The sequence below is a fragment of the Brachyspira murdochii DSM 12563 genome (genome assembly GCF_000092845.1).
Taxonomy (GTDB): domain Bacteria; phylum Spirochaetota; class Brachyspiria; order Brachyspirales; family Brachyspiraceae; genus Brachyspira; species Brachyspira murdochii.
On the sequence record NC_014150.1, the window covers coordinates 2892749 to 2906626 of the forward strand.

Sequence of the window (13878 nt, forward strand, 5' to 3'; positions counted from 1 at the left end):
ACAAATAGAGCTATTTAAAACTTTATATATTTATTTTTTAAACAACTCTATTATTTATTTTGAAAATTATTTCATATTCTCAAGCATTTCTACTACTATTTTCATAGAGTTTTGAGCAGATTTTACTACAAATTTAGGAAAATCTGCTACAGCATCGCTGTCAGCCTTATCGGATAATGAACGTATTACAACAAAAGGTATTTTATACATCAAAGCAGCATGAGCCACAGCAGCTCCTTCCATTTCTATAGCACCTGCTTTAAATTTATTATGTATCTGCTTAACTTTTTCATTATTACCTACAAATTGGTCTCCTGTAGCTATAGTGTCAATATATATTCTATTATCTGTAATAACTTTTTGTGCAGATTTTTCAGCAAGTTCTATTAATGATTTATCGGCAGGATAATAATTTTTATCATAGCCTTTTACAAGTACAGTAAGTTCATCTCCGTCTAAATCGCTTGTGTCGAAATCATGCTCTATTAAATCTTTTGATATTACTATATCAGATATATCGTAATTTGGATTTCCAGAACCAGCAACACCAGTAAATATTATTTTTTCTACATTAAATCTTTCTATGGCTATAGTTGTAGCAATGGCAGCATTAACTTTTCCTATTCCAGATTTTAATAATACCACATTTTTTCCGCATAATACCCCTTTATAATAAGTAATGTTAGCTATTTCAATTTCTTCTATGTTTTCTATCATACCTTTAAAATTGGTTATTTCAGAATCCATAGCTCCTATTATAGCAATTCTTTTTACCTCAGACATAAAATAATCTCCTCAAAATAAGATAATATATAACATTATACATTAAAAATATTTTTTTATAAACTTATTATTTTATTTTTTTATTATATAGATAAATATAATACTTAATTAGTTTATTAGATGTTTTAAAAAATAAATAATTTTATTGTCATGAAAAAATAAAATGTTAAAATATTAAAAAAATATATATATAACTTTTATGAGCATAGATATGAATATAACAAAACAAATTAATTCTGATATATTAATAGTAGGAGGAGGCATAGCTGGTCTTATTTCTGCCGAAAGAGCATTAAAGATTTTTAAAAATGTATGCATTGCTACTACTGGAAAAATTTGCGGCGGTGCTTCTTATTTTCCTCTTAAAGCTACATTAGGTATACAAGTTACAAAAGATAAAAATGATTATAATAAATATTATGAAGACATTACAAATATGGGTAAAGGTGTTGAAAATAAAGAGCTTATAAAAACATATATAAAAAATATTAAAAGAAATATTCATTTATTAAAAAAAGTAGGATTCAAACCTTGGCTTAGAAAAGATAAAAGACCTGCATGTTTTGCTAAATATTCAAGAGATATTTTTCTTATTAATAATTGGAATGGGGCTAGAGAAAGAGCAAAAAAGATATTTAGAAAAAATAAAAGACTAAAAATATTTGAAAACTCTTTATTAATAAGAATTATAAAAAATAATGATAAAGTGATAGGGGCGGTATTTCAAAATAATAATAATTTTTTCTTTATAAAGTCTAAAGTAATAATTTTAGCTGCTGGAGGAATTGCAGGAAATTATAAAAATAGCTTGTATCCCAAAAATATTAATGGTGCCGCTCTTACTGCAGCCTTAGATGCTGGAGCTTCGGCACAGAATATGGAGTTTATACAGTTTATACCAGCGTATTTGAAACCTAAATATAATGTTTTATTCGGAGAGCATACACTTAAATATTGTACTGCTATGTATGATACAGAAAATAGATTAATTTTAGACGCTGAAACCGACGAAGAAAATAAAAAACTATTTATTGAAAGAAGTGCTTATGCTCCTTTCAGTAATGATTTTGAGAGCAGAAAAGTAGATTTTAAAATATCATCTGATGGAGTAAAATTAAAATATTCTGAAGATTTATATAAAGATAAAGAAGAGTTTTACACAGTATATTTGGATTGGCTTAAAAAAGATATAGGAATAGATTTAGTAAAAGATGAAACTGTAATAACGCATTTTGCTCATAGCTGTAATGGAGGTATAAAAATAGACAGCAATGCATTTACAGGTGTTGATGGTTTATATGCAGTAGGGGAGATATCATCATGTATAGAAGGGGCTAACAGATTAGGCGGCAATTCTGTGGGAGGGGCTTTAGTATTTGCAGATAATGCTGTAAAAAATGCTTATGAATATATTAAACAAAACAATTTCAATGATTTTGATAATATAAAATTAGATTATAAAGAGATTAATGATTGGATTAATAATATTTCAAAAGATGATAAAGAAAATAATATTACAAAGATTGAAGTCTTAAAAAATATAAGAGAAATAGCAAGTGAGTATTTATCTGTTGTAAGAAACAAAGAAAAAATAAATACTGCCATTAATAAACTTGAAGAGATTAGAAGTAATTACAGTATAAAAGAAAATATTAATAAAGGTTCTATTGAAGTTTATTTAATAATTGAAGCTGTAAAAATATTAGCTTTAAGTATGCTTGAAAGGGAAGAGAGCAGAGGTGCACATTACAGAGAAGATTTTGATTTTTCATTAGATAAAGTGTACAAACTTGAAGTAAGACGTGAGAACAATAAAACAATAATAGATAAGAAATATTAATATATAATTTATCTATTATAAAAAGTAAGCGGAGCTATAAGCCGTATTCTGTCATTTAAGGTAAACATTTATCTTGATATTATATCACTATAATATTCTAGCGAGCCACCTGAAACTTAGGAAAAGGGCAATCCGTTTCTGTTTGCTCTTGCCTCTCATGGGGTTTACACTGCCATTTATGTCGCCACAAATGCGGTATGCTCTTACCATGCCTTTTCACCCTTACCAAATTGGCGGTATATTTTCTGCTGCACTTTCCATAGACTTTCGTCTTCAAGCCGTTAGCTTGCATGATGCCCTTTAGAGGTACGGACTTTCCTCAGTATTAGTTACTTAAATACCGCGTTTACCCACTCCGCATAGCGATTACTCTATTATGAAAATCATAAAATGTCAATCATAATTTTTTAATATTAAATTAATTGATTTTTTTATATTTGATTATTATACTTAATATATGAATACAGAAATTATTGAAAACACATTATTAACTTTAATAAATGAATTTAAAAAAGATGAAAAAGAAAAATATAATGCATTAGAAAATACTATAAAGTCTATACATAAATCATTTTTAGAGGAAGAAGAATTAAAAACGAATATATTAAATAAATTTCTTCCTCAAATAAAAATAGTAATAAAAGAAGTAAAAGAGCAAATGAAAAAATATCCTCCGCAGATTTGTATATTTGAGGCAGTAAATTTACAAAGACATGAGAATTATAATAGTAATTTACTTGCCAATTTTCTTAAAATAAATATAAAGTATGGAGAAAATACTGAATTAAGTTTTGTTAAAGATTTTTTACTATATTTGCATAATAAATTTAATTGGGATTATGGATTAAAAAGCATTGAAGAAATAAAGCATTCATATATAAATATAAAAAGAGAAGAAAAAGCAGACACTAGAAGAATAGATTTATTTATATCTTATAAAAAAGAGTTTGCAATTATTATAGAAAATAAAATATATGCTAAAGAGCAGACAAATCAGTTAGATGATTATTATAAGAATAAGAAAAAAGATAATTATAAAAACTTGTATATGATTTTTCTCAATCCTTCAGGTTATGAGGCTTCTACTTTATCAGAAGAATCAAAAAAGGAACTTGGAGATAATTTTCAAACATTAAAACATAGCGATATAGCTTTATGGCTTGAGAATATTTTAGAAAATGAAAAGTATTATTTTTTGCATGAGAAAAATATTTTATTTAAAGATAATGATAATAAATATATAAGAGATTATAGGCTTTTGAAATCTGCTATGATACAGACTATACATAATGCCAATATGATAAGCAATAATACAGAGGAGCTTGATATGACAAGAGAAAAAATACAAAACCTATTAAAAGAAAATATTTTTAAAGACATACAAACAGTAGAGGACGCGGAAGAATATGAAAAAATATTTAATAGTGTTAATGAGCTTTTATATGAAAAGAAAAGAAAAATTATAATAGATAAAATTAACAATATTTATAGATTTACAATGGATATTGTTAATTATTTTATAAAAAATGATATAAAAGATTATTATAAATTAAATTATGATGAAATTGTAGATAAAATGTTAGATAATAAAAATCCTTATCCTCATAATATAGAATTTAATACAATAAATGATAGCAATATAATTTTAGAGAGTTTTTATCATAAAAATAATAATAATACCCAATTTTATTTCGGTATATACACAGAATCTGAAGATAGTAAAATTAAAATAAAAAAATTAGAAGAGAAGATTAATAAAATATTTACTAGATTTGAAGAAGATGAGTATTGGATTTATTGGGCTTATATAGATACAGAAAAAGACAGCCCAGAAGAAATTGCTGAGGCTATGATTAATCTTTATAATCTTTTGAAAGAGAATTTATAATATTAAATATATACTTATTATATACCTAAACAACTATATTTTGTCAAAAATAAATTTTTAAGTTTGTCAACTGATGAACTTTATGTAAATTTTATCTACTTTTTTTGTCGAACAAAAAAGTATCAAAAAACGCACATACTACAGCTTAATATTTTAAGAATATCTATCAAATATAGTGTAATACATAATTTTAGTTCAAAAATGCAGTCTTTCGCGAAGCATATCCGAGTCTGCCGATGATATAGGTTCTTTGTGACAACAAAAGAACTGGGGTGAGGCACGGCTGTGTGCTTCGCAGCAAAGCTATGCATTATAGTTAAATTTAAAAATTTTCAGCACATGCTATATTTTCTATCTAATTATATCTATTAATATTTTTAATGTAGTAAGTAGTGATATAGTTACGAATATTGGTTTTATTACTTTTATCCCTTTTTTAATTGCAAACTTAGCACCAAAGTAGGTTGATATCATTATAAAAGGTATAACAAATATTCCAGCCATATAATTAACTTTTCCTTCTATAGCAAATATTATAAGTGAACATAAATTGCTTGTAAGGTTCAAAGCCTTAGCATTGCCGGATGCAAGAAGAAAATCCATTTTATAATAAAGTACAAAAAACATTATTAAAAAACTTCCAGTACCGGGACCGAATACCGCATCATAAAAACCTAAAAGAAAAGCAAAAAACATACCAACTATATAATTTTTTCTTTTTAAATTATTTTCATCAAATAGGTTCTCGGTTCCAAAACTTTTTGAAAATAAAGTATAAATACCTACAGCTAAAATTAATATCATTATTAAAGGCTGTAATATTTTTGCATCTATTAGTACAATAACTTGCACACCTACAATAGAACCTAATATTGTCATAGGTATTAAAAACTTTATTAGCTTAGTTGTAAGTTTCCCATTTTTGAAGAATGTAAAAGCAGAAACTATAGCCCCAGATGTTGAAGTGAATTTATTGGTAGCTAATGCAGTATGCGGAGGAATACCTGCTATTAAATATGCCGGAAGACTTATAAGTCCGCCTCCTCCTGCAGCAGCATCTACAAAACCTGCTATTGAACAGCCTATAATTATTATAATTAGATTCTCTATACTCAGCATAATACAACACCGATAATTTATTTTTTATTGATGAAAAATATTATACCTATGATAAATTTTTGTCAAATTATATTTAAAATTTATTTATAGGAAATATATACCTAAATAAATATAGTTTTTCAAAATTAATTTTTTAAATTTAAATATCTGCATGGCTTTAATGTGCCGACAATACCGCTTGTTTTACGAAAGCTGGAAAAAGAATAATAAAAAATTGACAAACTTAAAGATTTTTAGTATATATTTTTTATATTAAGCTCATCGATAGTGAAAAATTATTATTGATTTATTTTTCACATACTATATATTATATAATTATGTAAAGTAAACATAATATAGTTTAGGTTATATAAATAATAAAGGAAAAAATTATGAATAAATCAATACCATTTTCACCTCCAGATATAACAGACAGTGAAATAGAAGCAGTAGTCAAGGTATTAAAATCAGGCTGGATAACAACAGGACCAGTTAATAAAGAGTTTGAAGAAGAGCTTTGTAAATATATAGATGTAAAAAGAGTGAAGCTATTATCAAGTGCCACGTCAGCTATGGAGCTTGCCTTAAAAGTATTTGGAATAGGGGAGAATGATGAGGTAATAGTTCCAGCTTATACTTATGCTTCAACTGCAAATGTTGTTATTCATCTTGGAGCTAAAGTTGTATTTATAGATGCTAATGATAATAATTTTAATATAGACTTGGAAAAGTTGGAAAAAGCTATAACAGATAAAACAAAAGCCGTTATTGCTGTAGACATTGGGGGAAAACCCTGCGATTATAACAGCATTATAAAAATACTTGAAAGTAAAAAAGAATTATTTAATGCTTCAGAAAATAAATATCAAAGAGAATTAAAAAGACCATTATTTTTACTTGATGCGGCTCATTCTATAGGTGCTGTTTATAAAGGAAAAAGAACAGGTTCTCAGGCGGATTTCAGTTCCTTTTCTTTTCATGCTGTTAAAAATGTTACTACTGCGGAGGGAGGGGCTTTATCTTTTAATGATATAGGCAGTATTAATGCTGATGATATATATAAAGAGCTTTCTGTATTATCGCTTCATGGACAAAATAAAAGTGCATTAGATAAGAGCAAAGGAGGCAGAGGGGCTTGGAGATACAGCATTGAGTTAGCAGGATATAAGGCTAATATGAGCGATATTCATGCTGCCATTGGTTTGTCTCAGCTTAAAAGATATGATTCTATGCTTGACAATAGAAAAAAAATAGTAAGCATTTATAATGATATTTTATCTAAAAATAAAAGAATAATACTTCCTAGTTGTAATGATAGCTTTAGTGAGTCATCTTATCATTTATATTTGATTAGAATAAAAGATTACGAAGAAGAAGATAGAGATTTGCTTATAGATAAAATGTCCGAAATTGGAATAACTTTAAATGTTCATTATCTTCCTCTTCCTGCCCAGAAGGCTTATATTGATTTGGGATATGATATTAATGATTATAAAAATGCTTTTAATTTATATAAAAATCAAATAACTCTTCCATTGTATAGTACATTAAAAGAAGAGGATGCCGTATATATTGCTGAAAATATTATTAAGTATTTGAATTAATGTTTTATTTTTGACAAAATACTATATTTTTAGTATAATAAAATTATGAAAGAGATCAACAGACTTAATGATTTATTTGTACGATATCTAATTGGTACTGAAGGTGATGAGGATATATTAGAAAATATTGTTAATGCTGTTTTAAATGATGCAGGTTTTGAATCAGTAGGAAATCTCGAAATTATTAATCCTTATAACTTGGCAGAAAATGAGAATTTAAAGGAATCAATCCTTGATGTTAAAGCAAAAACTAAAGACGGCAAAAAGATACTTATTGAAATACAATTAGTTGGAAATAATAATTTTATAAAAAGAATATTATATTACATAGCAAAAAATATAGCTTCTGAGTTAAAAGAGAGTGATTTATATATTGGTATAAGTCAGATGATTAGTATTAGCTTTATAAATTTTAATTTGGATATAGGAAGCGAGACTGATATAAGAAGAGAGCATAAATGTTTAACCTTTTCTGATGTCAATAATCCTAATCTTAGACTTGACGATTTACAGATACATTTTATAGAGATTAAAAGATTTGTAGAAATATTAAAAAATGCTAGTATAGATAACTATAATGAAAATAAACTTTTATCTTGGATTGATTTTTTTACTACTAAAGATTTAGAGAAAGATATTAATAAACTCATAGGAGGAAATACAATTATGAGTAAGGTCATAGATAAATATAAAAGATTTGTAGCTGATGAAAAAGAGATGTCAGCATATAATGAAAGAGATACTTTTCTTTATGGTCAGGCTGCTATGCTTCAATATGAGAGAGCAGAAGGAAAAAAAGAAGGCATAGAAATAGGATTTCAACAAGGTATAGAAAAAGGTATAGAAAAAGGTATAGAAAAAGGTATAGAAAAAGGTATAGAAAAAGAAAAATATTTATTAGCTAAAAATATGAAAAATAAAAATATGGATATTAACCTTATTAGTGAATTAACAGGACTAAGTATAGAAAAAATAAAAAACTTGTGAGTGCCTGCCATTCGTAAGAATGGTAGGGATTTTTGCGAGCAAGTTTTTTATGGTATAAATAGAAAAAATAAAAAACTTGTGAGTGCCTGCCATTCGTAAGAATGGTAGGAATTTTTGCGAGCAAGTTTTTTATGGTATAAATAGAAAAAATAAAAAACTTGTGAGTGCCTGCCATTCGTAAGAATGGTAGGGATTTTTGCGAGCAAGTTTTTTATGGTATAAATAGAAAAAATAAAAAACTTGTGAGTGCCTGCCATTCGTAAGAATGGTAGGGATTGTTAGTTTTTTATATATAGATAAAAAATAGAAAAACTATAAATCAAATATATAAAATTTAATTAAAGGTTTATTTTGCTTCTATCTTAAAGTACTAATTTTATAAATAATAAAATTAGTATATATGAAAATATTATATAAATAAAGTATAATAAAAATAATGATTTACATTGTTATAGTTTCAATATTATTATTAATTTTATTTTTTATTTTTATTTATCTTTATGACAATTTTAATATTGTACTGAAAAATAATAATAAAGAAAGCATTAAAAATAAAAAAGAAATACCATTTATAATATCTGTAAAAAATTATGATGATAATTTAATAGATATAATAAATAAAACCAATATATCAGGTATAATAATAAATATAGATAATTTGTATATTGAAAGCCTTGATAAAATAATAAAAAAAATAAAAAGAAATATTAAAAGAAAAATATTTATAGCAATAGATCAGGATTATAAAAACACTTCCAGTATATACTATGATAAGGAGTTTAAGGTATTTTCAAGCTATATAGGTGAGAGAAAAAGCGAAGAGTATGCATACAAAATAGCATATGAAAGAGCATCAAAATTAAAATCTATAGGTATTAATATGATTTTATCTCCAATATGTAATACCTATTGTAATGAAAAATCTCATCTAAAAGAGCATATATTTTCAGATGATAAAATACTAGCCTCTAATCTTATATACCAAACAGTAAAAGCGTATAAAGATAATGGACTTATAACAGTATTAAAATATTTTCCAAAATACTATGATGATGAGTTATATATAGATGAAGATATAGATAATGTAGAAAGTATTATTGATAACAGAGAAACTTTTTTAGCTGCTATAAAGGCAAATGCTGATATTATAGTAATGCCTCATATAAAAGATAATTATAAATACAGAGATTTTTTATTTAATAATATGAAGTTTAAAGGCATTATAATGACTGACTATATTAATAATGATAAAAATATTATTAATTATGCCGTTAATGTACTTTCTAGTAATTATTATAAAGATATAAATAAATTAAAAAATATTATAGAAACTAATATAAAAGAAACGGATATTGTGTTATGCTCAAAGCTCTCAAAACTAATAAAAAAATTATAAGCTGTATATTATATTTATTTATAATATTATTATTTTCGTATGCATGTAAAACTGCTTCAAATGTACTTAAAGAAAAAGAATATATATTAAAATTAAAAAAGGATTATCCTGAATTATCATATTATATAGATGAAGTATCCAAAATGAGTAAGAAAGAAAGAAGAGGACTTTTACTTATGGTAGGAATAAAAGATAAGGTACTCTCTAAAGAAACTATTAAAACACTTAAAGATAATAATATAATTGGGGTAATACTTTTTGATTATAACATAAAAGATGAAAAACAGCTTAAAGAGTTGACAAGCGATTTAAGAAAATATGTTAACTCAAATATGTTAATTTCTATAGACCAAGAAGGAGGCGAAGTAAACCGCATAGACTTTGACCCTCTTAAAGATATATCTCCTAAAAATATAGGGGATTCAAACAGTACTGAATATGCATATGATATAGCATACAAAAAATCAAAGTTCTTACTTGATTTAGGCATTAATGTAATATTAGGATCATTATGTGATATACCTAGTGATAGTAATTCTTATTTATATAATAGAAGTTTTTCTGCTAATACAGATGTAGCTGCAAGAATGGCAGAGTATACAGTAAAGGCACAGAGAGATGCAGGAATTATAAGCGTATTAAAACATTTTCCGGGACATGGCGATACAGCAGTAAACTCTCATAATGATTTTCCTGTTATTGATAAAACCACAAATGAGCTTTTTTTGAAAGAGTTTGTTCCTTTTAAAAGAGCAATAGATGCGGGAGCTGAAATGGTTTTGGCAGCACATATAAAAAACAAATATATAGATAATGAAAAACCTGCCAGTATGTCAAGAGAGTATGCTTATATACTAGAAAATGAATTAGGTTTTAATGGAGTTGTTATTACAGATGATTTAGCTATGACTGGCGATATTGATAAGGGAATTAATTTTGGTATAAACTTAATTAGTAATTTATATGAGAATGTAGAATATATGTTTGAAGATATAGATGCGGATATTCTTTCATGTGCGAGAGTTCTAAAGATGGCTTCAGAAAATGTCCTTTCTTCCCGCACATAAAATTATCATTCATTTTAATTGACCTGTTTCTTTTTTCTATTGCTGTTTGGATTTCTTTTATATGTCAGCGTTTCATCTAATCCGGACTTGACATATTCATTAATAATGTTTACTACAGTATGATATGTAACATTGTATTGTTTAGCAATATCAGTATGAGTAAGCCCTGTGTTTTTCTTATCATCTAAAGCAAGAATGATATTTGCCCTAGAAATAAGTCTTTTAGATTTTCCTTCCTTTTTAATGAATTCTTTGATTTTTTCCTTTTCCTCTTCACTTAAGGATATCATATGTTTAGTTGTTATACTCATTAAAGCCTCCTAATATAAAGAATAAATATAACTAACAAATTAAGGACAAAGAGATTTTTTAAGAATAAAATTATATTAAGATAAACATATTGATAGAAGTTTCTAGTTGTTTAAGAAGAAAAAAATTACAGTAATTTAGATAAATTACATCAGCTATTTAAGAATAAAACATTAAAAACGTTCTATTACTATATTTTTATTCTCATATATATATATTTTATAAACCCTTGTTGTCTGGAATTAAGATTATCATAATATAAATAAAATATCAATATGAAAAAACAAAATTAGGATTTTGTATACAAAATATAGATATTAATAACATAATCTTTATCATTTGCAGCGTTTATACATTAAATAATGAAATTACTTTTGATGTTTTTATGTAAATATTATCTATTTCATTAATATATTTTTTAGTATCGGTTTTAATATACTCTAAAAATACATTATCATCTATCATAGGTATATTAATGTTGATATTAAGTACAGAACCTTTAGCACAGGCATATATTAAAATGTAAGCAGCAGCAATATCGCTTATAACGGCACTATTTGCATATTTAGTAACAGTATCAAAAAGAGGCATTAATTCATAACAATATTTCAAGGCATTAAAAGGTATTTCTATAGCTTTTTTTGAGGCTTCAGACATAGCCTTTTTTCTATTTTCTTTTTCAGCATCTGTTTCTTTAGGCATTTTCATAGCTTCCATAAATAAATTAAAACTTTCTGCATCTTTGTCTATTATATCAGCTAAGTGTGATTTTATTTCTTTTATTTTTTCTATTGCATTTTTAAAACTATTTTGATGTTCCTCTTCTAATTCTAAAAACTTTTTTTTGTTTACAGTAAGATGACCAACCATACCAGCCAAAGCACAGCCCAAACTTCCTACAAGCCCCATAACACTTCCGCCTCCCGGAGCAGGTAAGGAACTGTCTACATCATTTATATAATCAGCCAAAGTTTTATTTATTAATTCTTTCATAATATACCCTTATACCTTATATAGTAATAAATATTTTTAAGGCATTATTTTAATATAATATAAAATAAATATCAATATACATTTTATCATTTTCTTTGAAGATGTTTAAATCTATTTTTTGTAAACTCTATTATTTCATCTTCAGTCATATTATCTATTCCAAGTCTTTTTTCTTCTTCAAGCAGTTTTTCTCTTTCTAGGAGTTTTTTCATTTTTAGCTTATCATATTTATATTTCTTATGGATTTCAATTACTTTATTATAATTTTTTTATTTTTTTACTTTATTGATAATCTCTACTATCTTTTTTTCTGATTTGTATTATATTGTTTCATATGTATTCCTTACATTTATTTCTAGTAATTTAAATTATAAGGAATACCTTCTTTTTTTAAACTAAAAGTGTGCAATATCTATGGCTCTTAAACAACAAACTTAAAATTTATATATTGAATTTATAAGAAAATATTATATAATATTTATATTAAAATAGTATTTAATTTGGTAAAATATATGTTCAAGACAAGACAAGACAAGACAAGACAAGACAAGACAAGACAAGACAAGACAAAACTATTATCTAAGAAATAATACATCATAATTATATAAAGCTATAACCAATGTTTCAGTTTAGAATTAAATTGAGGCATTGGTTTTTTTGTGTTTTAAATAATAAAATATGGAGATATAAATGAAAACAGATTTAAATAAATTATATGATGACAATTTAAATGAATTTAATGAAATAGAAAAAATAATTAATAAAGATGGCATATCTTTATTTGGAGCAGGTGAATTTGGATATAGATGTGCAAAATATTTAATGGACAATAATTACAAAATTAATTGCTTTATAGATAATGATATTAACAAACAAAATAAAGAAATATATGGTATAAAAATTGTCCCTAAAAATGATATTTTATCAAAAAATAGCAAAGTTGTATTAATTAGTACAACTAAATATATTAATGAAATTATTAATGAAAATAAAGATAATTATACATATATAATACCATTCGATAAATATTTTATAATGAAAAATTTTAATAGATTTATTTCTATATATGAATACTTGTATGATAATAAATCAAAGGAAATATTTGAGAAATTATTATATTGTAAATACAATGGATTCATAGAAAGACTTTCTGATATTTTTGAAAAATCTCATTATTTTTCTGTAAATGCATTTTTGTCAGATAGTAAAAAACAAATTTTTTTAGACTTAGGAGCTTATGTAGGAGACACTGTTGAAAAATTTATAGAACATTCTGAAGGAATATTTGATAAAATATATGCTTTTGAACCAGGAGACAAACAGTTCTCTGCTATGAATATTAGAGTGTCAAGATTAATAAGAGAATGGGCTATAGACAGTAATTCTATAATACTTGAAAAGCTTGGAATTTCAGATACAAATAAAGAAGTATTTTTTGATGAATCTTGTGATATATTATCAAGTAATATTACTAACAATGAAACAGGAATAAAAATAAAAGTTGTTTCTGTAGATGAATACCTAAATGGCAGACCGATAACATTTTTAAAATCAGATATAGAAGGTGAAGAATTAAATATGCTCAAAGGTGCTTCAGAAACTATAAAAAAGTACAAACCTAAAATGGCTATATCAATATATCATAGACCAGATGATTTTTTTACTATACCAGAATTTATAAAATCTTTAGTACCAGAGTATAAATTTTATTTAAGACATCATTCTATAACTTTTGCTGAAACTGTATTATATTGCTGCATATAATTATAAAATTGTTTTAAGTAATTCTTTATGCTATTTTTTAATATATGTTTTTATATATTTTATTGTACTGTCTTTTTTATTAAAGGCAGTACTTTTTTATATATAAACTTTATTTTATAATTGAAAAATATTGTATATAGTATAAAATA

Annotated in this window: 12 protein-coding genes and 1 other RNA gene; 7 read left to right on the plus strand and 6 right to left on the minus strand. The window is 25.2% G+C overall.

What is annotated here, in order from left to right:
* Positions 1 to 66: 66 nt before the first annotated feature.
* The gene (locus BMUR_RS12805; protein ID WP_013114966.1) at positions 67 to 783 is read right to left on the minus strand and encodes a 5'-methylthioadenosine/adenosylhomocysteine nucleosidase; all 717 of its coding nucleotides are present in this window, start codon (positions 781 to 783) and stop codon (positions 67 to 69) included.
* Between the two features lie 211 nt (positions 784 to 994).
* Here BMUR_RS12805 and BMUR_RS12810 point away from each other — a divergent pair, with 211 nt between their 5' ends.
* A complete protein-coding gene (locus BMUR_RS12810) occupies positions 995 to 2623 on the plus strand; it encodes an FAD-binding protein (RefSeq protein WP_013114967.1) in 1629 nt (542 codons plus the stop codon).
* Between the two features lie 21 nt (positions 2624 to 2644).
* Here the strand turns inward: BMUR_RS12810 and rnpB are convergent.
* Positions 2645 to 2985: RNase P RNA component class A (gene rnpB, locus BMUR_RS14390), an RNA gene on the minus strand.
* A 95-nt stretch (positions 2986 to 3080) separates the two neighbouring features.
* On the opposite strand from rnpB, the gene BMUR_RS12815 reads away from it, so the two are divergent.
* Positions 3081 to 4511, plus strand: coding sequence for a PD-(D/E)XK nuclease family protein (locus BMUR_RS12815; protein WP_013114968.1), 1431 nt, complete (start codon positions 3081 to 3083; stop codon positions 4509 to 4511).
* A gap of 351 nt (positions 4512 to 4862) precedes the next feature.
* Here BMUR_RS12815 and BMUR_RS12820 read toward each other — a convergent pair whose 3' ends face one another.
* Positions 4863 to 5630 carry a sulfite exporter TauE/SafE family protein gene (locus BMUR_RS12820; RefSeq protein WP_013114969.1) on the minus strand — a complete coding sequence of 256 codons (768 nt, stop codon included), beginning with the start codon at positions 5628 to 5630 and terminating at the stop codon, positions 4863 to 4865.
* Between the two features lie 371 nt (positions 5631 to 6001).
* On the opposite strand from BMUR_RS12820, the gene BMUR_RS12825 reads away from it, so the two are divergent.
* The 4 genes from BMUR_RS12825 (at position 6002) to BMUR_RS12840 (ending at position 10663) form a co-directional block, all read left to right on the plus strand.
* Complete coding sequence (locus tag BMUR_RS12825; RefSeq protein ID WP_013114970.1) at positions 6002 to 7213, plus strand: DegT/DnrJ/EryC1/StrS family aminotransferase; 1212 nt, start codon at positions 6002 to 6004, stop codon at positions 7211 to 7213.
* A 45-nt stretch (positions 7214 to 7258) separates the two neighbouring features.
* Positions 7259 to 8200, plus strand: a complete 942-nt coding sequence (locus tag BMUR_RS12830; RefSeq protein WP_013114971.1) for an Rpn family recombination-promoting nuclease/putative transposase — start codon at positions 7259 to 7261, stop codon at positions 8198 to 8200.
* Between the two features lie 436 nt (positions 8201 to 8636).
* A complete protein-coding gene (locus BMUR_RS12835; RefSeq protein ID WP_013114972.1) occupies positions 8637 to 9596 on the plus strand; it encodes a glycoside hydrolase family 3 N-terminal domain-containing protein in 960 nt (319 codons plus the stop codon).
* Positions 9560 to 10663: a glycoside hydrolase family 3 N-terminal domain-containing protein gene (locus BMUR_RS12840; protein ID WP_013114973.1), complete on the plus strand. Its 1104-nt coding sequence runs from the start codon at positions 9560 to 9562 to the stop codon at positions 10661 to 10663. The genes BMUR_RS12835 and BMUR_RS12840 overlap by 37 nt, the downstream gene beginning before the upstream one ends.
* Positions 10664 to 10677: 14 nt before the next feature.
* On the opposite strand, the gene BMUR_RS12845 is transcribed toward BMUR_RS12840, so the two are convergent.
* The 3 genes from BMUR_RS12845 to BMUR_RS15210 form a co-directional block, all read right to left on the minus strand.
* Positions 10678 to 10974 carry a helix-turn-helix domain-containing protein gene (locus BMUR_RS12845; protein WP_013114974.1) on the minus strand — a complete coding sequence of 99 codons (297 nt, stop codon included), beginning with the start codon at positions 10972 to 10974 and terminating at the stop codon, positions 10678 to 10680.
* 346 nt (positions 10975 to 11320) lie between these two features.
* Positions 11321 to 11965 (minus strand): cyclodeaminase/cyclohydrolase family protein, encoded by a 645-nt coding sequence (locus BMUR_RS12850; protein ID WP_013114975.1) that lies wholly within the window; start codon positions 11963 to 11965, stop codon positions 11321 to 11323.
* Positions 11966 to 12051: 86 nt separating this feature from the next.
* Entirely contained in the window at positions 12052 to 12177 is a 126-nt protein-coding gene (locus tag BMUR_RS15210) for a hypothetical protein (RefSeq protein ID WP_013114976.1), read from the minus strand.
* 478 nt (positions 12178 to 12655) lie between these two features.
* Here BMUR_RS15210 and BMUR_RS14375 point away from each other — a divergent pair, with 478 nt between their 5' ends.
* A complete protein-coding gene (locus BMUR_RS14375) occupies positions 12656 to 13729 on the plus strand; it encodes an FkbM family methyltransferase (RefSeq protein ID WP_013114977.1) in 1074 nt (357 codons plus the stop codon).
* Positions 13730 to 13878 lie beyond the last annotated feature (149 nt).

Bases quoted from the DNA above. Each gene is read 5' to 3' on its own strand.
- BMUR_RS12850 (WP_013114975.1), bottom strand. From the start codon at position 11,965: ATGAAAGAATTAATAAATAAAACTTTGGCTGATTATATAAATGATGTA.
- BMUR_RS12820 (WP_013114969.1), bottom strand. From the start codon at position 5,630: ATGCTGAGTATAGAGAATCTAATTATAATAATTATAGGCTGTTCAATA.
- BMUR_RS12815 (WP_013114968.1), top strand. From the start codon at position 3,081: ATGAATACAGAAATTATTGAAAACACATTATTAACTTTAATAAATGAA.
- BMUR_RS12845 (WP_013114974.1), bottom strand. From the start codon at position 10,974: ATGAGTATAACAACTAAACATATGATATCCTTAAGTGAAGAGGAAAAG.
- BMUR_RS12830 (WP_013114971.1), top strand. From the start codon at position 7,259: ATGAAAGAGATCAACAGACTTAATGATTTATTTGTACGATATCTAATT.
- BMUR_RS12810 (WP_013114967.1), top strand. From the start codon at position 995: ATGAATATAACAAAACAAATTAATTCTGATATATTAATAGTAGGAGGA.
- BMUR_RS12805 (WP_013114966.1), bottom strand. From the start codon at position 783: ATGTCTGAGGTAAAAAGAATTGCTATAATAGGAGCTATGGATTCTGAA.
- BMUR_RS12835 (WP_013114972.1), top strand. From the start codon at position 8,637: ATGATTTACATTGTTATAGTTTCAATATTATTATTAATTTTATTTTTT.
- BMUR_RS15210 (WP_013114976.1), bottom strand. From the start codon at position 12,177: ATGAAAAAACTCCTAGAAAGAGAAAAACTGCTTGAAGAAGAAAAAAGA.
- BMUR_RS14375 (WP_013114977.1), top strand. From the start codon at position 12,656: ATGAAAACAGATTTAAATAAATTATATGATGACAATTTAAATGAATTT.
- BMUR_RS12840 (WP_013114973.1), top strand. From the start codon at position 9,560: ATGCTCAAAGCTCTCAAAACTAATAAAAAAATTATAAGCTGTATATTA.
- BMUR_RS12825 (WP_013114970.1), top strand. From the start codon at position 6,002: ATGAATAAATCAATACCATTTTCACCTCCAGATATAACAGACAGTGAA.